Source organism: Sphingobium sp. YBL2, from assembly GCF_000943805.1.
Taxonomy (GTDB): domain Bacteria; phylum Pseudomonadota; class Alphaproteobacteria; order Sphingomonadales; family Sphingomonadaceae; genus Sphingobium; species Sphingobium fuliginis.
This window is the reverse complement of record NZ_CP010954.1, coordinates 718,317-742,344: the sequence shown is the minus strand read 5'-3', so window position 1 is coordinate 742,344 and position 24,028 is coordinate 718,317. Positions and strand designations below refer to the sequence as shown.

Sequence of the window (24,028 nt, the reverse complement as noted above, 5' to 3'; positions counted from 1 at the left end):
CAATCAGATCCCCGCTTCCTTGAGCTTCGTGCGCAGCGCGGGCCAGGCGGCGGTGTTCTCCACCGTCACGCCGTTCAGGATGAAGGTCGGCGTGCCCTCGATCTTATATTGCTGATTGGCGTCCTCTACGCCCTTGGCCAGCTTTTCGGCGGCGGCGGTGTCGGCCAGGCATTGCTTCGCCTGATCTTCCGATATGCCGCGCTGCTTGGCGAAGTCGACCAGGCCGACGGCGGCGGCGAGCTGGCCGAAGCGCTGGGCCGGGGGCGCGCTCATCAGCGCCTTGTACCTTTCGTCGCCCAGCGCCTGCGCCTTTTCGAACATGGCGTTCTGGTTGGCGAAGAACTGGTCGGACAGCGGATAGAAGATGTCCTTGCCGCCGCAACGGGCCAGCAGCGCCGTCGAAATGTCGATCGGATCGCGCACATAGTTGCGGAATTCGAAGCTCATCTTGCCGGAATCGACGATCTGCCTGATCTCCTCGGCCGATTCGGCGGCGAAGTCGCGGCAGTGCGAACAGGTGTAGGAGCCATATTCGACCAGCTTCACCTTCGCATTGGGATTGCCCATGACGAAATGGCCGTCGGGCGTCGTGGCGATCGTCTCCGACCATTTGGTGCCGGCCGGCGCGGCGACGGCGGCGACCGGTTCGGCGGAGGTGGCGCTGCCTCCTTCCTTCTTGCCGCAGGCGGCGACGGTCAGGCTGAGGGCGATCAGGGCAAGTCCGGAAAGGGCTTTCACGTTGTTCTGGGCTCCGTATCGTCGGGCGTTGTCGTCGAAGGGTTTAGATCAGGGCAATGCAGCCTGCAACCGCGTCCAGTCCGATCCATGAACCAGCGTGCCGTTTAGCGTGAAGGCAGGCGTGCCGCCGATCCGCAGCTTGTTCCAGGCTTCGTCCGTCATGGCGAGGATCTGCTTCATCGATGCGGGATCGTTGATGCAGGCGTCGAGCTGGGCGGGCTTGTAGCCGCGCTTCGCCATCAGGGCGTAGAGGCCGGTCTTTTGCCCGATGTCGCGCAGCGCGGCCTTCTGGTCGGCGGGCTTGGCGGCGTCTTTCTCATAGGCCTGGAGCTTTTCCATCCAGGCATCCTGATTGGCGAACAGCGCCTCATGATTGCCGAAGAAGCGCCTCGGGCCGCCGCAGCGGGCAAGCAGCGCGGCGGTCAGGTCATATCGGTCGCGCACCGCGTTGCGCACTTCGACGCTCAGCGTGCCGCCCTTCACATAACGGGCGCGAAGCGGCTCGCTGGCCTCTCCCACGAAATGGGCGCAGTGCGAGCAGGTGTAGCTGACATATTCGACCAGCTTCGTCGGCGCGGCGGGATTGCCCAGCACATGGCCGCCCATGGGAGAGAGGGCGATCCGGCCCAGCCAGTCGGCGGCGGGGGCGGCCCATGCGGACAGGGATGCGCTCGCGGAAATGGCGAGCAGGGCGAGGAAAGCCAAACGGATTTTCGTCATGCGGTGGTCCAGTGATGCGCCGCCCCTGTCACGGCTGAGGTTGTCAAGTTTGAACTGCTCAACTGCGATACTAGCTGATCTTGGGCAAACCGCTGCTGTTGGCCAGCCCTTGCGCCAGGGATTCCAGCACCGCGCGCAGTTCCGGATCGCCAATGTCGCGCAGGGAATCGCCCAGCTCGACCGGAATGGGTTTGAGGTTGACCGGGGGGGGGGGGCGTTCCGGTTCCCTTGCCTGGACCATCCCCTGTTTCATCGCCACCCGGGCGACGGCGGCATAGCCGAAGAAGCGGTTCACCCGTTCGACAATGTCGGGCAGCACATGCTGGATCATCGGTGCATGGCCGCTCATGACGGTGAGCTGCAATGTGCCGCCCGCCTTCTTGCCGACCGGGAAGCGGATCGATTCGGGTTCGCTGATCGCCGCATAATGCGGGCCGACGATCTCCGCCCAGCGGGTGACGATGCTGGACTGGACGAAGCCGAACTTGCGGAAGGCGGCGGCGCCGATGGCGGGCATCAGGTCCGCGATTCGGCGCGGCGCGCCGATGCGCGGGCGGTCTTCCGCATCCGACTTGCGGCTTTTCATTTTGGGAGTCGGGGGGCGTTCCGTCATGCCTCGCTTAATGGCATAGGGGCGGCATGCGCGTCGAGGGTAACATCCAGAAAATAGCATCCGATCTGCTCGCTCATTACGATGTGCATGCGCGCAGACTGCCCTGGCGCGCCCCGCCGGGGGCCAATGCCGCCGATCCCTATCGCGTCTGGCTGTCGGAGGTGATGCTCCAGCAGACCACGGTGGCGGCGGTCGGGCCCTATTTCGCGAAATTCACGCAGCGCTGGCCCGATGTGGCGGCTTTGGCGGCGGAACAGGATGCCGAGGTCATGGCCGCCTGGGCAGGGCTGGGCTATTATGCCCGCGCCCGCAATCTGCTGGCCTGCGCCCGGGCGGTGGCGAACGACCATGGCGGGGTGTTTCCCGATACCGAAGAGGGCCTGCGCGCCCTGCCGGGCGTAGGCGCCTATACGGCGGCGGCGGTGGCGGCGATCGCCTTCGGGCGGCGCGCCGTGGTGGTCGACGCCAATGTCGAGCGGGTGGTGGCGCGGCTTTTCGCCATCGCCACGCCCTTGCCCGCGGCGCGCCCGGAGATTCGCGCCGCGACCGACGCGATCACGCCCGATGCCCGCGCCGGGGACTTCGCGCAGGCGATGATGGACCTGGGCGCGACCATCTGTACGGCGCGCAACCCCGCCTGCGGCATTTGCCCCTTGCGGGAGGATTGCGCGGCTTTCCGCACCGCCGATCCCGCCGCTTTCCCGGTCAAGGCGGCGAAGAAGGCCAAGCCGCACCGCTTGGGCCATGGCTGGTGGATCGAGCGGCCCGACGGACATGTCTGGCTGGTGCGGCGGCCCGACAAGGGCATGCTGGGCGGCATGCGGGCGCTGCCTTCGTCGGATTGGAACGATGCGCCCGACGCGACGCCGCCGCTTGCCGCGCCATGGCGGCGGGTGGCCGAGCCAGTCGCGCATGTTTTTACCCATTTCTCCCTCGCATTGACGGTGCACCATGCCCATGTGGGGCCGGACGTGACGCCGCCCGGCGAGGGCGAATGGTGGCCCGTGGCGGACATCGGGAAGGCGGGCCTGCCGACCCTGTTCGCTCGCGCCGCCGAGGCAGCGATGAAGGAGAGAATGGACGATGCACGGCTCTAACGCCCCCTATTCGCGGCTCGTGGCCTTTGGCGGGGGACGGCTGGACCGGGTCGACCATGTCCGCACCAATCCCGCTTTGCTGGCGGAGGCCTTTGCCTCGCCGCTGGCGCGCCGCGTCGTGCTGGAAGGGCTGGAGCCGGTGGTCGAGGGCGGGCATCTGGTCATGGAGCCGCTGCCGGACGATGCCTGGATCGAGCATCATGCGCTGCTGGGCGTGGATGAGCAGCAGCGGCCGATCTTCGTGGAACTGCTGGCGGATGCGCCGGACAGCTTCTTCGCCACGCCGCGCAGCCGTGCGCTGGCGGATGAGGTGCCGGGGCATGAGGTTGCCCTCTACGGCGCGGCGCGCAGCCTGCTGGCCTGGCATGCGCGGCATCGCTTCTGTTCGGTGTGCGGGCAGCGCACGGCGCCGGTCAAGGCGGGCTGGTCGCGGCGATGCGGGTCGTGCCGGGCCGAGCATTTCCCCCGCGTCGATCCGGTGGTGATCATGCTGGCCGAACATCGCGGGCGGGTGTTGCTGGGGCGGCAGCATAGCTGGCCGGCGGGGCGCTATTCGGCGCTGGCCGGCTTCGTCGAGCCGGGCGAGACGCTGGAGGAAGCCGTCATCCGCGAGATCAAGGAGGAAGCGGGCGTCGCCACCCATGCCGTGCGCTATGTGACCAGCCAGCCCTGGCCCTTCCCCTCCTCGCTGATGATCGCCTGCACGGCGCAGGCCGATGACGACGCGCTGAAGATCGATGAAAATGAGATCGAACATGCCTTCTGGTGCGACGAGGCTGGCGTTCGCGCCGCGATGGCTGGCGAAGAGGACGCGCCCTTCATCGCGCCGCCGCCGATGGCGGTCGCCTGGCATCTGCTGCGGCACTGGCTGGATGAGCGACCGGAAGGGCAGGTTGCCGACCATGGCCCAAGCGCGTAAGGCCGCCCCTTCGCCCTGCATATCCCCTTTCAGGAATCGACACAGTCCATGCTCAGCCTAGAAGAAGCCCAGTCCCGCGCGCAGGATCTGGTGACGGCGGCGCGCCGGGCGGGGGCGGATGCGGCCGACGCCATCTATGCCTGCAACGCCTCGACCAATGTATCCGTGCGGCTGGGCGCGCTGGAGGATGTGGAGCGGTCGGAAGGCGAGGAAATCGGCCTGCGCGTGTTCATCGGCCGCCGGTCCGCCAGCATTTCGGCGTCGGACATGAATCCGGCGACCTTGGCGACCTTGGTCGACCGCTGCATCGCCATGGCGGGGCAGGCGCCGGAAGACCCCTATGCGGGCCTTGCGCCCGAAGACCGGCTGCTCAGGAAGAAGCTGCCCGCGCTGGACCTGACCGATCCGTTCGAGCCGGAACCGGCGCAGCTCAGGGAGCGCGCCATGATAGCCGAGGAGGCGGCGCGGGCCGTGCCAGGCGTCACCAACAGCGAGGGCGGCGGCGCGGCGACCGGGCGGAGCCAGATGGCGTTGGCGACCAGCCATGGCTTTGCCGGGGCCTATGCGGGGACGAGCCATTCGACCTGGGCGAGCGTGCTGGCCGGGACCGGCGCCGACATGCAGCGCGACCATGCCAGCCACAGCGTCCGCCATATCGAGGATCTGGACGATGCCGAAACGGTCGGCACCCGCGCCGGGCATCGGGCGGTGGCGCGGCTCAATCCGGTGAAGGTGGGCAGCGGCGTGATGCCGGTGATCTTCGACCCGCGCATCGGCTCCAGCCTGGTCGGGCATCTGATCGGCGGCATGGTAGGCCCCGCCATTGCGCGGCGGTCGAGCTTCCTGCTGGAATCGCTGGGCGAGGCGCTGTTCGATGCGGCCATCACGATCATCGACGATCCGCTGCGGTTGCGCGGCCTGCGTTCGCGACCCTTCGACGGCGAGGGGCTTCCGGTCGAACGCCGCGCATTGATCGACAGGGGCGTGCTGACCGGCTGGCTGATGGACAGCGCTTCGGCGCGGCAATTGGGGCTGGAGCCGACCGGCCATGCCAGCCGGGGCGGCAGCGGCGCGCCGGGTGCGGGCGTCACCAATGTCCATATGGAGCCGGGCACGCTGTCGCCGGGCGAACTGATGGCGGACGTGAAGCGCGGCCTCTATGTCACCGAACTGATCGGCATGGGCGTCAACGGCGTGACCGGGGATTACAGCCGGGGTGCTGCGGGTTTCCTGATCGAAAATGGCGCCGTGGGTCAGGCCGTGTCGGAAATCACCATCGCCAGCAATTTGAAGGACATGTTCCGGGCGCTGGTGCCGGCCAACGACCTCGCCTTCCGCTATGGCATGAACGTGCCGACCCTCCGTATCGACGGGATGACCGTTGCCGGCGGCTGACATCTCCTTGCGCGAGGTGGTGGCGGTCGTATCGGACGCGGCTGACCGGGCCCTGACGCTCTGGGCGGGCGGGGAAACGCGCGTGCGCCAGTGGGAGAAGGTGCCCGGCCATCCGGTGTGCGAGGCCGATCTGGAACTGGACGCGATGCTGCGCGAGCGGCTCTACGCCATCGATCCGTCGGCCGGCTGGCTGTCGGAGGAGACGGCGGACACCGTTCACCGGCTGAACCTGCCGCGGGTCTGGGTTGTCGATCCGATCGACGGGACGCGGGATTATCTGCGCGGGCGGCCCGGCTGGGCGGTATCGGTGGCGCTGGTGGAGCATGGCGCGGTGCGCTTCGGCATATTGGCGGCGCCTGCGCGCAACGAACTGTGGATAGCGCAGGCAGGCGCGGGGGCGACCCGCAACGGCCGGACCTTGCAGGCCGGATCGCGGGCCGTCCTGCCGGGTTCACGAGTGCCGGCGGATCAGTTGCCCCGCCATGACCGCGATCTCGTCACCGTCGACAAGCCCAACAGCATCGCGCTGCGCATGGCGATGGTGGCGGCGGACGAGGCCGATCTGGTCGCCACGGTGCGCTGGGGCAATGAATGGGACGTCGCCGCCGCCGCGCTGATCGCGGAGGAGGCGGGGGCGATCGTCACCGATGCGCTCAGCAATCCCTTTTCCTTCAACCGGCCGCAGCCGACCGCCTTCGGCTTGCTGTGCGCCGCGCCAGGAATCCATGCCGCCGCAGCGGAGCGGCTGGCGCCGCGCGCACGGGAAATATTGGGACGCGGGTGAAGCGTCGCCGGGCTTGAGATACCATGATGGTGGCCAATCGCCGCCATTGGCATGGGCGGCTTGGCGAAAACAGAGAGGCAGCCACCCTTCCACATATCAAGCCACGCAGCGACGGACAGTCTCGGCCGGCAGGACGTCGTTCAGTCGCTGGCGCACCACCCCCGCCCAGATGCCATATCCGGCCGGATTCATATGGACGCCGTCCGCCCGATAATTGTCGCCCAGCTTTCCATCCTTCAGCAGCGGCGTCGTGATGTCGGCATAATAGGTCAGCGGCATGCGCTCGATCAGCCCTTGCGTCGCCGCGTTGAACAGCATCTGGCTCTTGAAGATCGACCGCCGCGCCGGACTGGGCTTCATCGACAATATCACGACCGGCACGTCACCCATCATCCGGTTGCGCAGGTCCAGAAATCGCCCAAGGTTGCGGAGGACGGTGCGAACCTCAATGCCGTTGGCGATGTCGTTCTCCCCGGCATAGAGGATGATCGCCACGGGTTTGCTGTCCTGCGCCGCATTGGCGAAGCGCGGCAGGATCTCGGCAAAGGTGGCATCATCGATACCGCGGTTATGCGCTTTCCACGGCGCCATGTCGTGGTTGAGGCTGGTCCAGCGGCGCATGGAAGAACTGCCTACGAACCAGAGCGAACAGGCGCTTGGCCCGGGCGCGTCGTCCGGCAGCGCCACATGCGCCGCGCGGTATCGGCCTACCGCCAGCCAGCTACCGACGATCAGGCAGAAGATGAGGGCCGCCAGCCCCCATTTGGCGAAAGGCGAGGCGTCGAGGCGTTGCAGCAGCGGCGTCTTCATCGAAGGATATAAGTAGCGTCTTTTTCTACGGCGCAAAGCCGAAATTCCCTACTGCGCCTTAACGATCCGGCAAGAATGTAACGATATCGTTCCGATTCCTGCACCGGGGCAATTTTTGTGGGCAAGAATCCGTCGATCGACCTGCTGAAAGGCGTGCTGATCCTGCTCGTCATGGGTGGGCACGTGATGGAACTGACCGGCGGCCACGATCTGGCGCTGTGGGTCGGGTCGGGTTTTCGCATGCCGTTGATGGTCGGCATCTCCGGCTATCTGCTCAACGTCACCCGCATCCGCACCGACAGTATCCAGCGCCTGATGTCCCGCTATGGCCGGCGGATGCTGCTGCCCTGGCTTTTTGCCGGCATGGTGTACCTGATCGCGAGCGGCGCGGCGCTCCGCTGGACCCTGCCGTTCGACCTGTTGTTCCGGCCGCCCTTTCACCTCTGGTATGTGCCGACGTTGTTCTTCCTGATCATGCTGACGCGGCTGCTGCCCTTCACCCCGCTGGCGCTGCTGGCGGTCGGCACGCCGGTCAGCCTGGCGATCATGTATGGCTTCGGCCTCCATCATGGACCGGTGGGGGACAGTCTGTTTTCGCCCGACAGCCGCTTCCTGCGCTATCTGGTCTATTTCTTCTTCGGCATGCTGATGGCGGAGCGGCGGGTTTCGCGACGCTATCTGCCGATCGCCGGGGCGGTCGCGCTGCTGGGCCTTCTCTGGTGGTCCGGCCTCTATGATGCCGACAATGTCCTGGCCTTCGTGCCTGCGCGGCTTTTGATGTGCCTTGGCCTGATCGCGCTGCTGCCGATGCTGTCCGCCCTGCGGCTGGATTTCGCGCCGGTCAATGCGATCGGGCGCGACAGCCTGTTCTTCTACCTGTGGCACCCGCTGGTCATGGGCGTGCTCGTCATGACGGATGTGGGCCCGGCAGCGACGCTGGCGCTGTCGCTCCTGCTGCTTGCGCTGGCATGTCGCCTGACGGCGCGCGGCACGCTGTTGCCGCTGCTGTTCGGCAGCCTGCCGCAAGGGAGCGGGACGGTCCCGCCCCTGGCCAAAGCGCCCCTACCGGCCTGACCGTTCAGATCTTGCCATATTTGGCTTCGAAACCGGCAACGTCTCCGGCGGCGAGATATTTCGCCTGGTCGATCCACTGGTCGCGCACCGGGCGGCCCTTGAAATTGCCCAGCTTCGCATCGATTGCGGCAATGTCGGCATCGCTCCAGCCGGCGATCTGGGCATAGCGCGTTACGCCCAGTTCGATCAGCAGCGTGTTGAGCTTGGGGCCGACACCCTTCAACCTCAGCAGGTCGTCGGCATCGCCGGACGCTGTGGTGACCGCCGGCGACGCCGGGACCGCGATGGGCGCCGCAGCGTCGACCGGAGCCGGGGCAGCGGCGACGGGTTCGGGTACGACCGGCTCCGCCGGCTTGGAAAGGGGCGGGGCGGAAGCAGGCGGCGCGGAAACGGGGGTGGTGGGCTTCTTGGCCTCCACCGGGACGGAAGGTTCGCTCGGCCGGTTGCGCCCGGACAGCAGGAAGACGATGCCGATGATGACCAACAGCGCGATCAGCAGCCACAGGCCATAGTCCATGAAAAATTCTTGCATCGCTCGTCCCTCCCTGTCCGAATTTGGCCTATTTAAGGATGGTTGAGGGCACGCCGCAAGGGGATCAGCGCGCGCTTTCCTCCCGCGCGACCTCCCGCCACCCAATATCGCGGCGGCAGAAGCCGGTCGGGAAGCCGATGGCGTCGACTGCCTTATAGGCCGCCTGCTGCGCCGCCTTCACCGTGCCGCCGGTCGCGGTGACGTTCAGCACGCGGCCGCCATGGGCGACGATCGTGCCGTCCCTGTCCGCCGTGCCCGCATGGAAAACCCGCGCTCCCGTGGCTTCCGCCGCGTCGATTCCGGTGATCGCGCCGCCCTTTTCCGGGGTGCCGGGATAGCCGTTCGCGGCCATGACGATGGTGAGCGCGGCGCGGTCCGCCAGTTGCACCGGACCCTGTTCGGCCAGCCTGCCCTCCGCCACCGCGAGCAGCAGCGCCACCAGATCGCCGTCGAAGCGCATCATCAGCACCTGGCATTCAGGATCACCGAAGCGGGCATTATATTCGATCAGCTTCGGCCCTTCGGCGGTCAGCATCAGCCCGGCATAGAGCACGCCGCTATAAGGCGTCCCTTCGGCGGCGAGCGTGTCGACGGTGGGGCGGACGATCTTCTCGATCACTTCCGCTTCCAGTTCCGGGGTCAGCACGCGGGCCGGGCTGTAGGCGCCCATGCCGCCGGTATTGGGGCCGGTGTCGCCGTCGCCCACGCGCTTGTGATCCTGCGCCGATCCGAAGGGCAGGATGGCGCTGCCGTCGGTCAGGGCGAAGAAGCTCGCTTCCTCGCCGGTCATGAATTCTTCCAGCACCACTTCCTCGCCCGCCGCGCCGAACGCGCCGGAGAACATGGAATCGAGCGCCTCCAGCGCCTCTTCCCGCGTTTCCGCGATGATCACGCCCTTGCCCGCCGCCAGACCGTCCGCCTTGATCACGACCGGCAGCGCGAAATCGTCCAGCGCGGCGATGGCGCCGTCCTTGCTGGTGACGCGCTCATAGGCGGCGGTCGGGATGCCCGCGCGCTTGCACAGGTCCTTGGTGAACCCCTTGGACCCCTCAAGCTGCGCCGCCTTCTTGCCCGGACCGAAGACCGGATAGCCCTTGACCCGCAGATTGTCGGCCAGCCCGTCGACCAGCGGTGCTTCCGGGCCGATCACCACCAGGCCGATGCTGTGGCGCAGGCAGAAATCCACGACGGCGCGATGATCCGTGGCATCAAGGTCGACCAATGTCGCATGCTGGGCTATGCCGGGGTTGCCCGGCGCGGCATAAAGGGTGCTGAGAGCGGGCGATTGCGCCAGCTTCCAGGCCAGAGCATGTTCGCGGCCGCCGCCGCCCAACAGAAGGATGTTCATTTCGCCCATGTCCCCGGAATATGAAGCTGGTTTCGATGTCTCGGGGCGCCTGTTAGCCGAGGAACGCTCAGGGGACAACGCGCCGCCGCTGTCGGTGAGCGAATTGTCGGCCCTGCTGAAGCGCACGGTCGAGGACCGTTTCGGCCATGTCCGCCTGCGCGGAGAGATTTCCGGCTTCAAGCGGGCCGGGTCGGGGCACATCTATCTGTGCCTGAAGGACGACAATGCCGTGATCGACGGCGTGATGTGGAAGGGCGGGGCGGCGCGCCTGCCCTTCGCGCCGCAGGACGGGGTGGAGGTGATCGCCACCGGCAAGCTCACCACCTATCCGGGGCGCTCCAAATATCAGATCGTGATCGAGCGGATGGAGCTGGCGGGCGAAGGCGCGCTGATGGCGCTGCTGGAGAAATTGAAGCAGAAGCTGGCGGCGGAGGGGCTGTTCGACCGGGAGCGCAAGCGGCGTTTGCCCTTCATGCCGCGCGTCATCGGTGTCGTGACGTCGCCCACCGGGGCGGTGATCCGGGACATTCTCCACCGTCTGGAGGACCGCTGCCCGACGCAGGTGCTGCTCTGGCCGGTGCTGGTGCAGGGACAGGGCGCCGCTGAGCAGGTGGCGCGGGCGGTGCGCGGGTTCAGCGAGATGCAGCCGGGCGGCCCTGTGCCCCGGCCCGATCTGGTGATCGTGGCGCGTGGCGGCGGCTCGATCGAGGATTTGTGGAGCTTCAACGAGGAGATCGTCGTCCGCGCCGTGGCGGAATGTTCGATCCCGATCATCTCCGCCGTGGGGCATGAAACGGATACGACGCTCTGCGACTATGCCGCCGACATGCGCGCGCCGACGCCCACGGCGGCGGCGGAAATGGCGGTGCCGGTGCGGGCGGAGCTGCTGGCGATGCTGACGGAGCAGGGCTTGCGCATGGACCGGGCCGTGCGGCGAGGAGCGGCGCAGGCGCGCGAGCGGCTGGAGATGCAGGCGCGGCTGATGCCGACGCCCGATATGCTGCTCGCACCCCAGCGCCAGCGGCTGGACCAACTGTCCGATGGTCTGGTCAGCGGATTGCGGCATCGCGTTGCCGATGCGCGGGCGCATCTGGGGCAGGCGGGCGGCGCGTTGCGGCCCGCCCTGCTGCGCCAATATGTCAACCGCGCCGCCGAGCGCGTCGGCCGGTTGCGGCTGCGCCCGGATTATCTGGAGCGCGTTTACAAGGACCGGGCGACCGCTTTCGATCGCGTCTCGCGTCTCTTCACGTCGGTCAATCCCGACCTGCCGCTGCAACGCGGCTTCGCGCGGGTGATGGCGGGCGACCGGCTGGTGAAATCCGTGGCGGAGGCGCGGGCGGCGGGCGCGGTCAGCCTGCATTTCCGCGACGGCGCGGTGGGTGCGAGCATCGATGGCGGCACGCCCCTTGAGAAGCCCGCCGCCGAGGCTATATCGACTCCGTCACGCACCCCGCGCAAAGCGCGCGAGGGCCAGGAGACGGGCCAGCAGGACCTGTTTTCCCAATGACGCCGTTGCACAGGAAAGGCCGAGTGATCCCATGCTGATGTCCAACCGCGACCGCCCGGCCCGGCTGCACTATATGGCCTACAGCTTCCGCGTGCTGCAGGCGGGCGATCATGTGATCTGCGCCGTCAGCGGGCGCAAAATTCCGCTGGAGGATCTGCGCTACTGGAGCATCGCCCGGCAGGAACCCTATGCCAGCGCCGAAATCTCCGCCCAGGCCGAACTGAAGGCGCGGGGTCTGTAAGGTGCCGGGGTTTAGATGAAGGGCTGGATCGCCGCCGCTGCGCTGGCGATGGCCGGTGTGGCGGCCACCTCCCCGGCAGCGCCGCCTGCCGTGGAACTGGTGCTGGCCGATACGCCCGTCCAGGGCGGCGCCTTGCTGGGCACCGCGCCCAAGGGGACGGTCGAACTGCGCTTCAACGGGCAATTGGTGCCGGTCGATGCCGATGGCCGTTTCCTGATCGCCTTCGACCGCGATGCGGCGTCGCAGGCCCGGCTTACCGGACGTCTTGCCGATGGAACGCTTCTCGACCGCGCCCTCACCGTCGCGCCGCGCGACTGGCGGATCGAGCGGGTCGATGCGCCGCTGCGTCCGACGAAAAGCACGGAAGCCTTCCTCGCCCTGCGCAAGCCGGAGCTTGAACGGATCGCCGCCGCGCGCGAAACCGTGACTGACGCGCAGGGTTGGCGCCAGCGGTTCATCTGGCCGCGCATCGGCCGCGTCTCCGGCTTGTTCGGCGCGCAGCGCATCTATCAGGGGCAGCCGGGCGCCTATCATGGCGGCGTGGATATAGCGGGCGCGACGGGCGAGCCGGTGGTGGCCCCGGCCGACGGGGTGGTGATCCTGGCCGCGGATCGCCCGTTCACGCTGGAGGGCAATCTGCTGATGATCGACCATGGTCATGGATTGAACAGCGCCTTCCTTCACCTTTCGCGGATCGACGTGATTCCCGGGCAGCATGTGATTCAGGGGCAGCGCATAGGCGCAATCGGGGCCACCGGACGGGCCACGGGTCCGCATCTTCATTGGGGGATGAAGTGGAATGAAGCCCGGATCGATCCGATTCTGCTCACCGGACCCATGCCGCAGAACTGATCTATTATTTCACGGAACTATAATTTTATTCTTCGTGATGATATGTCGAAATGTAAAAATTCCTTCTAGGAACTCAGACCTGTAACATTGTTGTTAAACAGGTGTTCAATACTGATTTTCTCGATTTGTGGCATATTTGCTACAGTTTCGGTCAAATGCGATGCCCGGGCTTCTGCCCTGCTTTACACTCATAAAACGACTGAGCAGAGTGCCCCGCAGTGCGTGTGAAGAGGGCTTGCTGTCGGGCTCCTTTCGCTCTCTTCACGCGTCAAAAAAGCGCGCGGGGCAATCCGCGAACCTCCAGAGCAAGGGACTGGATAGTGAAGACCATAACCAAGATTGGGCTGCGCGGTGGCGCGGCTCTCCAGGTGCTGACTCTTGTCAGCGCCGGCCTTACGACTTTCTCCGCACCCGCATTCGCGCAAGCGTCGCAAGCTTCCTCGGACGAACCGTCTAGTGACACGATCGTCGTTACCGGTTCCATTATTCGCCGCACTGACGCCGAAACACCCTCGCCAGTGACCCGGGTCACAACTGAGGAACTGGACCGCCGTGGCATCAACACCGTGCAGGACGGCATTCAGAAACTGGCTTCCAATAACGGCCCCGCCCTTACCAACGGCTTCACAGCCAACGGCGCTTTCGCTGGCGGTGCATCCGCTGTCTCGCTGCGTGGTCTATCAACCAACTCGACGCTCGTGCTGTTCGACGGCCTGCGCGCTGCTTATTACCCGCTGGCGGACGACGGTTCGCGTAATTTCGTCGACCTCAACACCATTCAGGACGATATCGTTGAAAATGTCGAAGTCCTGAAGGACGGCGCTTCCTCCAGCTACGGCGCGGATGCCATTGCCGGCGTGGTTAACATTATCACCAAGCGTGAATTCAAGGGCATTGCCGGTCGGGTCGAGGCAGGTGTTGCCGAAAATGGCGCTGGGGGCAGTCAACGCCTGTCGCTGATGGCCGGCACCGGCGATCTGGATGACAATGGTTTCAACGCTTATATCAGCGGCTTCTACTATCATTCGGAAGCGGTTTATAATCGTCAGCTTGATGCACCCTTTAATTCTTCCGATCAGCGCGGCATCGGCGGCCATAACGGCCAGGCCTATGGTCTGGACGCGAACGGCGTTCTGGAAAATAATGGCACGCTGACAGCGCAGGGCGATGGTAATTACAATCTGGGCAACCTGTATGTTCGCCCAGCAGACGCTCTCACCAACACCGCAATTGCGGGCAGCCGCTATCAGTTGCTGGCCGGCCGTTGCCTCAACGGTACGCCCTATACCCCGACGGCTGCAGACCGCGCACCCAGCAACAACGCCAATATTCCAAACCTCGTCTGCAACGAGGACGGCGTGAACAAATATGGTGTCGTCGCTCCCGAAATTCAGCGTTTCGGCGGTTCCGCACGCATCACAGCTCGCGTTGGCGATACGTCGGAAGCATATCTGTCTGTCAATTTCCAGCAGTCCACCGTCAGCTATACCGGTGGTCCGCCGACGATCCGCGGAAATGCGCCGACTGGCATTTTTTATCCGCAGTTCTCGACGTCGAGCAATGCCGCCGTGCGCGCGCCTGGCTCGTTCGTGCTGTCGCTGCCCGTCTATGTCTGCGCTCGTTCTACCGTTGGCCCGTGCACCGCGACCAACGGCACGCTGAATCCAAACAATCCGTTTGCTACGGCCGGCCAGAATGCGCTGATCATCGGCGGCCTTCCCACGACGATCACGTCCAACGAAACCCGCAGCCGCGTCTATCGCGCTGCTGCTGGCATTCAGGGCACGATATTCGACGATGTCGACTACAAGGTCGATTTTACGGCGATGCACACCGATCTGCGCCGCAAGATGGATGGCTATGTCTATATCCAGCACCTGCTGGATGTGATCAAGGACGGGTCATATAACTTCGTCAATCCGGCCGCGAACAGCCAAGACGTTCAGGATTATCTGACGCCAACGAACATCTCGAATGCCTCGTCGGACCTGTACCAGGGCCAGTTCACCATGTCGAAGGCGATCGCAGATTTGCCGGGCGGTCCGCTGCAGGTCGCGATCGGCGGATCGATCTATCATGAAGCCGTCGACGCTCCCAGCGCCAACTCGGACATCAATGGTCCCACCATGCGTTATTTCACTCTCAACGCATTTGGTACCAAGGGTAGCCGCACCGTTTCGTCGGCCTTCGGTGAAATCGTCGCTCCTGTCATCGACCAAGTCGAACTGGAAGCGTCGGGTCGTTATGACCACTATAGCTCGGGTCAAAGCGCCTTCTCGCCCAAATTTGGCATCAAGGTGAAGCCGGTTCGTCAGTTGCTGCTGCGCGGCACCTATTCGAAGGGCTTCCGTATCCCGTCCTTCGGTGAAGCCAATGCTTTGCCGACCACCGGTTATGTGTCGCAGGTTGCCGCCAACATCCCGGCGGCTTTCCGCGCTCAATATGGTGCGGCTTGTGCCACTACACCGGCATCCTGCCCGACCTATCTGACCAACTACTCTATCGGCCAGACGACGCTGGCTTCGCCCAATCTCAACCCAGAGAAGTCGCGCAGCTTCACGGCCGGCGCGGTGTTCGAGCCGATCCGCAACCTGTCATTCACCGTTGACTATTACAACATCAAGAAGACTGGGGCGATCACCTCGCCGTCGACGGCGCCTGCTATCGCAGCTTATTACGCCGGCCAGCCGATCCCGGCCGGCTTCAATGTCATCGCCGACGCGCCCGACGTTAACAATCCGACGGCGACTCCGCGTATCGCCTTCGTTGAATCGACGCTGATCAACTCCGACACCATCAAGTCGGAAGGTATCGACTTCGGCGCGAACTTCACTCACGATTTTGGCGGTGTGAAGTGGTCGAGCAATCTGGAAGCTTCCATGCTGATCAATCTCAGCACGACCTTCCCCGACGGCACGACCGAAAAATATGTCGGTACCCTGGGTAACTTCAACCTGACGGCTGGTTCGGGCACGTTCAAGTGGCATGGCTATTGGTCGAATACGCTGGACTTCGGCAAGCTGGCTTTGACTGGCACCGTCAACTACACGTCGGGCTATGACCTGTCGGCGATGGATCAGGGGAATGAGTATAAGGATTGCGGTCTGTCGCCTGGCTACGGCGACTGTCATGTGTCCAAGTACATCACCTTCGACCTGAACACGAACTTCAAGGTCACGGATAAGGTGAACTTCTATGTGAACGTCATCAATCTGTTCGACAACCTGCCGGACATCGACCCGGTCACCTATGGTGCGTTCCTGTACAACTCGGTTCAGGCGGGCGAAGGCGTGTATGGCCGGATTTTCCGGGCCGGCGCGCGCTTCAAGTTCTGATCGGACGAAATGCAAACAGAAGAGGCGGTCTCTTATCGAGGCCGCCTTTTTCGTAAAGGAGGAATTTTCGATGAAGCTGTTTCCCATCATTCTGATCTGCGGGTCTGTGCTGGCTCCGCCGACTTTCGCAGCCGATGCACCGTCCGGTCAGGCGATGTCAGCGGAGAGCGTCGCGGAAAAGAAAATCTGCCGCCGGGAAACGGTAACAGGGTCGTTCATGCCCAAGCGCACTTGCCATACGCGAGCGGAGTGGGAAGCGATCGAACAGAATGCGAATGCGGAAAAGGACCGAGCAGGTACACGCTCATTGTCGGGGAATTGGCGTCCGAACTAAACGCGGCACGAAAAAGCTGCGTGACTGGGATATTCACCATTCACCTTATATCCACGGCTGTGTTGATCGGGATCAACAGCATCTTCCAATGGACAAAGCCCTCCTGAGCCTAGCGGCTTCTTCTCCTCCTTTACAGTCCCCCCAGGACGGGCTCGCGGCTGTTGCATTTCAGCGACATGGCGGCGAGCAAAATTATCGCAGATTAGTTCCGTAGCTTTACTTTTGTTAAATGGCTGAGCAGGCTTTGTTCGTCCGCGCCGTTTCGACGCCACGCAAGTGGCCAGACAGGGCGGAGAGAGGCAGAGACACTCGAAGCAAGGGGTAGAGCTTTGATCCATATTAAGAAGAGCATGTTGCGTTCCGGCGCGGCACCGATGATCCTGTCCATGGCACTGGTCGCAGGGCCTGCCTTCTCTCAGAGCGAACCCCAGGCGGCGGCTCCCGAAGCAGAAGATACGATCATTGTCACCGGATCGCGCATCCAGCGGCCGGATCTCGAAGCGAGCAGTCCTGTGGCTGTGCTCTCCGCTGAGCAGATCAAACAGGTCAATACCGTGACGGTCGAACAGATCCTGTCGTCCAACCCCCAATTCATGGCGGGCTTCGGCGGATCTTCCAACAACCCGGGCGATGGTTCGGCCACGGTCGACCTTCGCGGCCTGGGGGAAAACCGCACGCTGGTGCTGATCGATGGCAAGCGTGCGCCTTTCTACGATACGTCGGGCGCTGTCGACGTCAACAGCATCCCCACGGCACTGATCAAGCGGATCGATGTGCTGACCGGTGGCGCATCCGCCGTTTATGGCTCGGATGCCGTGGCGGGCGTGGTCAACTTCGTTCTGGACGATCGGTTCGAAGGGCTCGCAGCCGATGGCAGCAGCCAGATTTCCAGCCGGGGCGACGGCGCGCTCTATAATATCAGCCTGACTGGCGGCATCAAATTGGGTGATCGGGGCAATCTGGTCGTGTCGGGCGGCTATTCAAAGCGTAACGGCGTCTATTTCGGCGCTCGCCGCCGGAACGCAACCGCGCTGGATTCGAGTGACCTGGTCAGCTCCGGCGGCTCCAGCAATGGCGTCCCAACGCTGTTCGACATTCCCGGGGACGAGGACGGCACCGTTGGGGGGCTGCAACAGGTCCAACCTGATGGCTCGCTGTCCAGCGATGTCGAGCTCTACAACTTCAATCCCGTCAACTATGCCCAGTTGCCCTTCGAACGCTATAATGTGATGGCGCTCGGCCGGTATGAAGTGACCGACGGCGTAGAGGCTTATGGCCGTTTCAGCTACAGTCATGTGAAGGTCGAGACGAACCTGGCGCCGACGGCGACCGCAGGTTTCGGCTTCAATCTCGATCCCAGCAACCCCTTCCTGTCGGATGCGATGCGCGCCGCCTTCTTCGACCAGGTGGCCAATCCCTTCCTGCAGATCAACGATGGATCGGATGTCGCTGAAGATCCCACGGCGCGTGCGGGAACGTCCAACATCGGCATCCGCCGCCGCATGGTCGAAACCGGCGGCCGTTTGAGCACCTACACCACGAACAATTTTCAGTTTGTGGGTGGTCTGCGGGGGCAGATCGGCGATGGGCTGAACTATGATCTCTTCGCGCAATACGGGCAATCGAAGCGCGACACCGTGCTGCGTAACGACCTGTCCTATACGGCTCTGCAGCAAGCGCTGGACGTGGTCCAGGGGCCCAACGGCCCGCAATGCTTCGATCCGTCCAATGGCTGCGTGCCGCTCAACATCTTCACCACGACGCCGGTGACACAGCAGCAGCTCGCCTTCGTTCTGCGTAACGCGACGGAAAATACCAAGACAACCCAGTTCATCGCGGGCGGCAGCCTGGCGGGTGACATCGGTTTTCTGAAGAGCCCCTGGGCCGACGGCCCGGCGGCTTTCTCGATCGGTGCGGAATATCGCCGGGAAAAGGGCACGACCAAGGTCGATCCGCTCTATGCGTCGGGCGATCTCATCTATTATGGTCAGGGTCAGAACATTTCCGGCAAATATGACGTCAAGGAACTTTATGCGGAACTGAAAATGCCGCTGGTTCAGGAACGGCCGGGCATCTACGCGCTGAATGTGGAGGGCGGGTACCGTTATTCCGATTACTCGACCGTCGGGTCGGTTCATACCTACAAGTTCGGCGGCGACTATGCGCCGATCAATGGCGTGCGTTTGCGCGGCATCTATCAGCGCGCCGTTCGCGCCCCTAATCTCTATGAACTATACTCTCCCGTCGTGGCAGCCACCGGCAGTCTTCAGGTCGATCCTTGTGCGGGCAGCAATGTGCCTGCCGACATCGCTGCCATCTGTATCGCGCAGGGGGCTCCGACCGTGGGCGCGATTGCGCAGCCGATTTCGGGTCAGGTCAACATCTTCACTGGCGGAAATCAGAATCTGCATGAGGAAAAGGCCGATACGGTCACGCTCGGCCTGGTGGTAAACCCGCCGTCTCTGCGGAATTTCACTTTCTCGCTCGATTATTACCGCATCAAGATAAAGGATGCGGTCGATGACACGCCCGTCTTCGTGACGATGAACCAATGCTATAATATCGATAAGGACCCCAACAGCGCCGCTTGTGCCGGCATCGTGCGCAACCCGGTAACAGGCGGACTCAGCGGCGACACGACCATTGGCGTGCCATCGCAGCTGGGCAACGTCGCCGGCATCAAGACGGAGGGGCTGGACATCACCGCCAGCTATCGCGGCGGTTCGTCGGAAGGCTTCAATTACAGCATCAACTTCGCTGGCACCTACGTCTTTTCGTTCAAGAAGCAGAGCGATCCGACTTCCCCCGTTTATGAATGCGCGGGTACTTTCGGCGGTGCATGCGACATGGAGCCGCTGCCGGAATGGAAGCATGTTCTGGACCTGAACCTCGGCTTCAAGGGCTTCACGTTGAACAGCCGCTGGCGCTATCTGGGTTCGGTCAAGCAAGATGCCGCGACCGACATCCTGAGGTCCAAGATCGGCGGATACTCCTATTTCGATGAGACGCTCAGCGTCAATGTCGAAGATGGAGTGACGTTCCGCCTGGGCGTGCTGAACTTGTTCGACAAGAAGCCTCCGATCGTGGGCGACACGGTCGGCGCGTCAGCCAACGGCGGCAGCACCTTCCCCAATACCTATGATGTGATTGGGCGGCAGTTCTTCGCCGGCGCGTCGATCAAGTTCTGATGCTGAAGGGCCGGGGCCGATCATTAAGGCGGTCCCGGCCCGGTTTATTGCCGCTATGACGGGGGAATGACTCACCGCGAATCGGTTCTTTACGATCCCACCTGGCTCCCGCACAGGATCGATCCGGATCGTGGCGAGATACTGTTCCTGCGCTGTGATCCCGATAGGATCGCCGCCGCCTCCTTCATTGACGGGCGTACGGACATCGGCGTCGGCTCCTACCTTGCCCTGCCTATTGCCGATCTGCTGCGACAGCCTTTGCCATCCCGCCCCACCTGCCGTTTTCTCTTCCATATCGGTTTTTGCGGCTCGACTTTATTGTCGCGGCTGATCGAGGCGCCTGGTCATGTGCGGGTGCTGCGGGAGCCGAACATATTTGCCGATCTGGCGAATTATCGCGCCGCGCTCGACCGAAGGGAAAGCAATGCGGAAATGAGCGACCGGTTGGTGCAGCATATCTGTTTGCTGCTCCATCGCCCCTGGTCCCCTGGCGAGATCATGGTGGTGAAGCCATCCAACTGGGCCAATAATCTGTTGCCCTCGATAATGTCCGTCGGTCCGCTGAAAGCGATTTTCCTCACCATGACGCGCCTGGCCTTTCTTCAGGCGGTGTGCCGGGGCGGCAGCGATCGGCTGGCCTTTGCGGCTCGGGCGGCAGTCCATCTGTCCAGCAGGGGCACGCGCGACGCCAGTCAGGTGTCGGGCGCTCTGGCTCGCAAAGGCGACGATCTGGATCGCTTGCTCGCGCTAACGCTGGTGCTGCATGCGATCCAGCAGCGCGCCTTTGAAAAAGCGATGAAGCAGTCTGGTCAAAAGGAGATGCGCCTTCTCTATGGGGAGGGTTTGCGGACGGACCCACGGCATCTTGCTCGTCAGGCGATGCAAACGCTGGCGGTGCCGCAGCCGATGCTGGCGGATACCGTTGCGCATTGGTCCGGACGGAACGCCAAGGCGCCGGATCAAGCTTATTCAGTGCAGGACGAAAGGGATGCGGACGGCCGGGCCGCAACAGCCATCGGGGACCGGATGGAGGCAGCCTTGCAATGGGCGAACGAAGCTTTGGGTAACTGAATGCGGGATCAATCGGGTTGCTGGCCTGTCCGAAGCCAGCCTGTCACCGAAAGGCGTTCGGCGCCGGCAAAGGGCGCCACATGGCTCACACTGTGCGGTTGCCCGATGGCGAATAGGCTCAGTCTGTTGAAGTGAGGAACGAATATGTCGGTGACATTCTCGCCCGCGCCATGGAACAGCAATAGCCCGCCCCAATCCGGTCGCCATCCCGGCGTCAAACCCAATATATAGGCCAGCCGCCTATTCTTGCCGGCGACGGCATCATCATGCCGCGTCAGGAAGTCTCCCGGCCGATAGCGGGTGGCCTGCGCATCGGCAAAGCCGATCCCCTTTTCTCCTGTGATCGCCGCGATGAATTCCAGGACCTCCTGAGAACTCATGAAGGTTGCAAAAGCCGCGAGATGCTCGCTGGTCGCTTGCCTCTTCGATTTTTCATCCGGCACGCGGATGGTGTCGAACTGGAACTGAAAACCATGACTGGCCTTGGCGAACATGGCCTGTTCCAAGGTCTTGCGCGTCTCGTCCGGCAAAGCATCGAACCGATCGGCAGCGATTTCGAAGACCTGGCTTTCGCCGTTGATGACATGGCGCCAATCGGAGCGTTCGCTCAGACTGGCGCGCAACGCCAGAGCCTGAGGGGCTTCAAGGAAATCGGCGATCTGCACGCGGCCCTCGCATGCAAAATGCTCTCGCAAAATCGCTTCGTCCAAGTCCGGATTCAATTTGAACATGGGGAATGAAGGGCGTTCCATATGGACGGACTATAACGATTTTCCCGTCCGGGAAACGCCCCTCTTTGGCTCCCGCATCAGCCCACACTCAACCTCAACGCCCCATCCCCTTCATCCACCCTCACCGTCGCGCCATCCGGCACTTCGCCGCGCAGGATCAGGTCGGCCAGCGGGTCCTGCAAATAGCGCTGCACCGCGCGCTTCAGCGGCCTTGCGCCATAGACCGGATCATAACCCACCCGGCCCAGCCATGCCCGTGCGCCGTCGGTCAGGTCGAGCTTCACCTTCCGGTCCTTCAGCAGCTTGCCGATCCGCGCCACCTGGATGTCCACGATCGGCGCCATATGGGCGGCGCCCAGGCGGTGGAACAGGATCACCTCGTCCAGCCGGTTCAGGAATTCCGGCCGGAAATGCGCGCGGACGATGTCCATCACCTGATCCTCGACCTTTTCGACCGGCTCGTCATCGGCCAGGCTGGCGATGAACTGGCTGCCAAGGTTCGACGTCAGTACGATGATCGTATTGGTGAAGTCCACCGTCCGGCCTTGCCCATCGGTCAGGCGGCCGTCATCCAGCACCTGGAGCAGCACGTTGAACACATCGCCATGCGCCTTCTCCACCTCGTCGAACAGCACGACCTGATAGGGCCGGCGACGCACGGCTTCGGTCAGCACGCCGCCTTCCTCATAGCCGACATAACCCGGCGGCGCGCCGATCAGCCGGGCGACCGAGTGCTTCTCCATGAACTCGCTCATGTCGATGCGCACCATCGCGCTGTCGTCGTCGAACAGGAATCCGGCGAGCGCCTTGGTCAGCTCGGTCTTGCCCACGCCCGTGGGCCCCAGGAACAGGAATGATCCCAGCGGCCGGTTCGGGTCCTGCAAACCCGCCCGCGAACGGCGCACCGCGGTCGACACGGCCTTGACCGCATCGGCCTGGCCGATGACGCGCTTGCCCAGTTCCTCTTCCATGGCGAGCAGCTTCTCGCGCTCGCCCTCCATCATCCTGTCGACGGGGATGCCGGTCCAGCGGCTGACGACCGAAGCGATGTCCTCGCTCGTCACTTCCTCGCGCAGCATCGCGCCCTGCGTGACGTTCTGGGCCTCGGCCAGCTTGCGCTCCAACTCCGGAATGCGGCCATAGGCCAGCTCGCCCGCCTTGGCGAGGTCGCCCGCGCGCTGCGCCTGGTCCAGTTCGACGCGGGCAGCGTCCAACTGCTCCTTGAGCTTGCTTTCGCCCGCGATCTTGTCCTTCTCCGCCTGCCAGCGCTGGGTGAGTTCGGCCGACTGCTGCTCCAGATTGGCGAGGTCTTCTTCCAGCGCCGCCAAGCGATCCTGCGACGCCTTGTCGGTCTCCTTCTTCAGCGCCTCCCGCTCGATCTTGAGTTGGATGATCCGCCGGTCGAGCGTCTCGATCTCCTCCGGCTTGCTCTCCACCTCCATGCGCAACCGCGAAGCCGCCTCGTCCATCAGGTCGATGGCCTTGTCCGGCAGGAAACGGTCGGTGATGTAGCGGTTGGAGAGAGTCGCCGCCGACACGATCGCGCCGTCGGTGATCCGCACGCCATGGTGGAGTTCGTATTTCTCCTTCAGGCCCCGCAGGATGGAGATGGTGTCCTCCACCGTCGGCTCGCCCACGAAGACAGGCTGGAACCGCCGTTGCAACGCGGGGTCCTTCTCGACATATTTGCGATATTCGTCGAGCGTGGTCGCGCCGATGCAGTGCAGTTCGCCGCGCGCCAGGGCAGGCTTCAACAAATTGCCCGCATCCATCGCGCCCTCGGACTTGCCCGCACCGATCAGCGTGTGCATCTCGTCGATGAAGAGGACGATCTGGCCTTCCGCGCCCTTCACCTCGTCCAGAACGCCTTTCAGCCGCTCCTCGAACTCGCCGCGATATTTGGCGCCCGCGATCAGGCTCCCCATGTCGAGCGCCATCAGCGTGCGGTCCTTCAGCGTATCGGGCACGTCGCCATTGGCGATGCGCAGCGCCAGCCCCTCGGCAATGGCGGTCTTGCCGACGCCGGGATCACCGATGAGGACGGGATTGTTCTTGGTGCGGCGGGCCAGGATCTGGATCGTCCGCCGGATTTCCTCGTCACGGCCGATCACGGGGTCCAGCTTGCCCTCGCGCGCCGCTTCGGTCAGGTCACGGGCGAATTTCTTGAGCGCATCGTAGCGATCCTCCGCGCCCGCCGTGTCGGCGGTGCGCCCCCCGCGCAGATTGTTGATCGCGGCATTCAGCGCCTCCGCCTTCACACCAGCCGCCGCCAAAGCCTTGCCGGCCGCCGTGGTGGTGGCGAGGGTGAGGGCCAGCAACAGCCGCTCGACGGTGACGAAGCTGTCCCCCGCCTTGGTCGCGATCTGTTCGGCACTGTCCAGCACGCGCACGGCATCATTGTCCAGGCCGGGGGTCTGCTGCGCGCCGCTGCCGGATACGGCAGGCACCTTGGCTAGCGCTGCGTCGGTTTCGCGCAGCGCCACGCCGGCGTCGCCGCCCGCTGCCTTGATCAGGCCGGAGGCCATGCCCTGCTGGTCCTCCAGCAACGCCTTCAGCAGATGCTCCGGGCCGATGCGCTGATGGCTCATCCGGATCGCGACGGTCTGCGCCGACTGGAGGAAGCCCTTGGCGCGGTCAGTGAATTTTTCGAGGTTCATCATGTTCCCCTTCGTGAAGCTCGTCACGATGTAATGTTGCATAAAAGCAACACAAGAGGCTCTACGCAAATATCCTTACGTC

The 24,028-nt window shown here is 64.0% G+C and carries 20 protein-coding genes; 12 read left to right on the top strand and 8 right to left on the bottom strand.

Annotated features, from left to right (window positions below):
* Positions 1-3: 3 nt before the first annotated feature.
* The 3 genes from TZ53_RS03605 to TZ53_RS03595 all read right to left on the bottom strand — a co-directional run bounded on the left by TZ53_RS03605 (position 4) and on the right by TZ53_RS03595 (position 2,071).
* Positions 4-738 carry a thioredoxin domain-containing protein gene (locus TZ53_RS03605; protein WP_044660442.1) on the bottom strand — a complete coding sequence of 245 codons (735 nt, stop codon included), beginning with the start codon at positions 736-738 and terminating at the stop codon, positions 4-6.
* Positions 739-786: 48 nt separating this feature from the next.
* A complete protein-coding gene (locus TZ53_RS03600; RefSeq protein WP_044660441.1) occupies positions 787-1,458 on the bottom strand; it encodes a DsbA family protein in 672 nt (223 codons plus the stop codon).
* A 70-nt stretch (positions 1,459-1,528) separates the two neighbouring features.
* Positions 1,529-2,071, bottom strand: coding sequence for a DUF721 domain-containing protein (locus TZ53_RS03595; RefSeq protein ID WP_044660440.1), 543 nt, complete (start codon positions 2,069-2,071; stop codon positions 1,529-1,531).
* Positions 2,072-2,097: 26 nt separating this feature from the next.
* On the opposite strand from TZ53_RS03595, the gene TZ53_RS03590 reads away from it, so the two are divergent.
* From TZ53_RS03590 to TZ53_RS03575, 4 genes are read left to right on the top strand one after another with little or no spacing between them, the layout of a single operon-like run.
* On the top strand, positions 2,098-3,168 hold the full coding sequence (locus TZ53_RS03590) for an A/G-specific adenine glycosylase (protein ID WP_044660439.1): 1,071 nt from the start codon (positions 2,098-2,100) through the stop codon (positions 3,166-3,168).
* Entirely contained in the window at positions 3,155-4,087 is a 933-nt protein-coding gene (gene nudC, locus TZ53_RS03585) for an NAD(+) diphosphatase (RefSeq protein ID WP_044660438.1), read from the top strand. The genes TZ53_RS03590 and nudC overlap by 14 nt, the downstream gene beginning before the upstream one ends.
* A 48-nt stretch (positions 4,088-4,135) precedes the next feature.
* Entirely contained in the window at positions 4,136-5,482 is a 1,347-nt protein-coding gene (locus tag TZ53_RS03580; RefSeq protein ID WP_044660437.1) for a TldD/PmbA family protein, read from the top strand.
* Positions 5,469-6,266 carry an inositol monophosphatase family protein gene (locus TZ53_RS03575; RefSeq protein ID WP_025549418.1) on the top strand — a complete coding sequence of 266 codons (798 nt, stop codon included), beginning with the start codon at positions 5,469-5,471 and terminating at the stop codon, positions 6,264-6,266. Before TZ53_RS03580 ends, TZ53_RS03575 begins: the two co-directional genes overlap by 14 nt.
* A 96-nt stretch (positions 6,267-6,362) precedes the next feature.
* Here TZ53_RS03575 and TZ53_RS03570 read toward each other — a convergent pair whose 3' ends face one another.
* The gene (locus tag TZ53_RS03570) at positions 6,363-7,076 is read right to left on the bottom strand and encodes a GDSL-type esterase/lipase family protein (RefSeq protein WP_044660436.1); all 714 of its coding nucleotides are present in this window, start codon (positions 7,074-7,076) and stop codon (positions 6,363-6,365) included.
* 117 nt (positions 7,077-7,193) lie between these two features.
* On the opposite strand from TZ53_RS03570, the gene TZ53_RS03565 reads away from it, so the two are divergent.
* Positions 7,194-8,150: an acyltransferase family protein gene (locus tag TZ53_RS03565; protein WP_044660435.1), complete on the top strand. Its 957-nt coding sequence runs from the start codon at positions 7,194-7,196 to the stop codon at positions 8,148-8,150.
* 4 nt (positions 8,151-8,154) lie between these two features.
* Here the strand turns inward: TZ53_RS03565 and TZ53_RS03560 are convergent, their stop codons facing one another.
* Together TZ53_RS03560 and purD are read right to left on the bottom strand one after the other, a co-directional pair.
* The gene (locus TZ53_RS03560; protein ID WP_044660434.1) at positions 8,155-8,682 is read right to left on the bottom strand and encodes a hypothetical protein; all 528 of its coding nucleotides are present in this window, start codon (positions 8,680-8,682) and stop codon (positions 8,155-8,157) included.
* A gap of 64 nt (positions 8,683-8,746) precedes the next feature.
* The gene (purD, locus tag TZ53_RS03555) at positions 8,747-10,030 is read right to left on the bottom strand and encodes a phosphoribosylamine--glycine ligase (RefSeq protein ID WP_044660433.1); all 1,284 of its coding nucleotides are present in this window, start codon (positions 10,028-10,030) and stop codon (positions 8,747-8,749) included.
* Between the two features lie 7 nt (positions 10,031-10,037).
* On the opposite strand from purD, the gene xseA reads away from it, so the two are divergent.
* The 7 genes from xseA to TZ53_RS03520 all read left to right on the top strand — a co-directional run bounded on the left by xseA (position 10,038) and on the right by TZ53_RS03520 (position 20,558).
* Positions 10,038-11,537, top strand: coding sequence for an exodeoxyribonuclease VII large subunit (gene xseA, locus TZ53_RS03550; RefSeq protein ID WP_025549422.1), 1,500 nt, complete (start codon positions 10,038-10,040; stop codon positions 11,535-11,537).
* A 31-nt stretch (positions 11,538-11,568) separates the two neighbouring features.
* Positions 11,569-11,778, top strand: coding sequence for a DUF2093 domain-containing protein (locus tag TZ53_RS03545; protein WP_044660432.1), 210 nt, complete (start codon positions 11,569-11,571; stop codon positions 11,776-11,778).
* 15 nt (positions 11,779-11,793) lie between these two features.
* Complete coding sequence (locus tag TZ53_RS03540) at positions 11,794-12,630, top strand: M23 family metallopeptidase (protein WP_044660431.1); 837 nt, start codon at positions 11,794-11,796, stop codon at positions 12,628-12,630.
* A 320-nt stretch (positions 12,631-12,950) separates the two neighbouring features.
* Entirely contained in the window at positions 12,951-15,965 is a 3,015-nt protein-coding gene (locus TZ53_RS03535; RefSeq protein WP_052628081.1) for a TonB-dependent receptor domain-containing protein, read from the top strand.
* A 70-nt stretch (positions 15,966-16,035) separates the two neighbouring features.
* A complete protein-coding gene (locus TZ53_RS03530; protein WP_052628080.1) occupies positions 16,036-16,299 on the top strand; it encodes a hypothetical protein in 264 nt (87 codons plus the stop codon).
* A gap of 329 nt (positions 16,300-16,628) precedes the next feature.
* Positions 16,629-19,487: a TonB-dependent receptor plug domain-containing protein gene (locus TZ53_RS03525; RefSeq protein WP_025549425.1), complete on the top strand. Its 2,859-nt coding sequence runs from the start codon at positions 16,629-16,631 to the stop codon at positions 19,485-19,487.
* Positions 19,488-19,553: 66 nt separating this feature from the next.
* The gene (locus tag TZ53_RS03520) at positions 19,554-20,558 is read left to right on the top strand and encodes a hypothetical protein (RefSeq protein WP_044660430.1); all 1,005 of its coding nucleotides are present in this window, start codon (positions 19,554-19,556) and stop codon (positions 20,556-20,558) included.
* An 8-nt stretch (positions 20,559-20,566) separates the two neighbouring features.
* Here TZ53_RS03520 and TZ53_RS03515 read toward each other — a convergent pair whose 3' ends face one another.
* Positions 20,567-21,289, bottom strand: a complete 723-nt coding sequence (locus TZ53_RS03515) for a 2OG-Fe(II) oxygenase (protein ID WP_044660429.1) — start codon at positions 21,287-21,289, stop codon at positions 20,567-20,569.
* A 77-nt stretch (positions 21,290-21,366) separates the two neighbouring features.
* Positions 21,367-23,946: an ATP-dependent chaperone ClpB gene (clpB, locus tag TZ53_RS03510; RefSeq protein WP_044662829.1), complete on the bottom strand. Its 2,580-nt coding sequence runs from the start codon at positions 23,944-23,946 to the stop codon at positions 21,367-21,369.
* Positions 23,947-24,028 lie beyond the last annotated feature (82 nt).

Bases quoted from the DNA above. Each gene is read 5' to 3' on its own strand.
- TZ53_RS03600 (WP_044660441.1), bottom strand. From the start codon at position 1,458: ATGACGAAAATCCGTTTGGCTTTCCTCGCCCTGCTCGCCATTTCCGCG.
- TZ53_RS03595 (WP_044660440.1), bottom strand. From the start codon at position 2,071: ATGACGGAACGCCCCCCGACTCCCAAAATGAAAAGCCGCAAGTCGGAT.
- TZ53_RS03590 (WP_044660439.1), top strand. From the start codon at position 2,098: ATGCGCGTCGAGGGTAACATCCAGAAAATAGCATCCGATCTGCTCGCT.
- nudC (WP_044660438.1), top strand. From the start codon at position 3,155: ATGCACGGCTCTAACGCCCCCTATTCGCGGCTCGTGGCCTTTGGCGGG.
- TZ53_RS03580 (WP_044660437.1), top strand. From the start codon at position 4,136: ATGCTCAGCCTAGAAGAAGCCCAGTCCCGCGCGCAGGATCTGGTGACG.
- TZ53_RS03570 (WP_044660436.1), bottom strand. From the start codon at position 7,076: ATGAAGACGCCGCTGCTGCAACGCCTCGACGCCTCGCCTTTCGCCAAA.
- TZ53_RS03560 (WP_044660434.1), bottom strand. From the start codon at position 8,682: ATGCAAGAATTTTTCATGGACTATGGCCTGTGGCTGCTGATCGCGCTG.
- purD (WP_044660433.1), bottom strand. From the start codon at position 10,030: ATGAACATCCTTCTGTTGGGCGGCGGCGGCCGCGAACATGCTCTGGCC.
- xseA (WP_025549422.1), top strand. From the start codon at position 10,038: ATGTCCCCGGAATATGAAGCTGGTTTCGATGTCTCGGGGCGCCTGTTA.
- TZ53_RS03545 (WP_044660432.1), top strand. From the start codon at position 11,569: ATGCTGATGTCCAACCGCGACCGCCCGGCCCGGCTGCACTATATGGCC.
- TZ53_RS03540 (WP_044660431.1), top strand. From the start codon at position 11,794: ATGAAGGGCTGGATCGCCGCCGCTGCGCTGGCGATGGCCGGTGTGGCG.
- TZ53_RS03530 (WP_052628080.1), top strand. From the start codon at position 16,036: ATGAAGCTGTTTCCCATCATTCTGATCTGCGGGTCTGTGCTGGCTCCG.
- TZ53_RS03520 (WP_044660430.1), top strand. From the start codon at position 19,554: ATGACTCACCGCGAATCGGTTCTTTACGATCCCACCTGGCTCCCGCAC.
- TZ53_RS03515 (WP_044660429.1), bottom strand. From the start codon at position 21,289: ATGTTCAAATTGAATCCGGACTTGGACGAAGCGATTTTGCGAGAGCAT.
- clpB (WP_044662829.1), bottom strand. From the start codon at position 23,946: ATGAACCTCGAAAAATTCACTGACCGCGCCAAGGGCTTCCTCCAGTCG.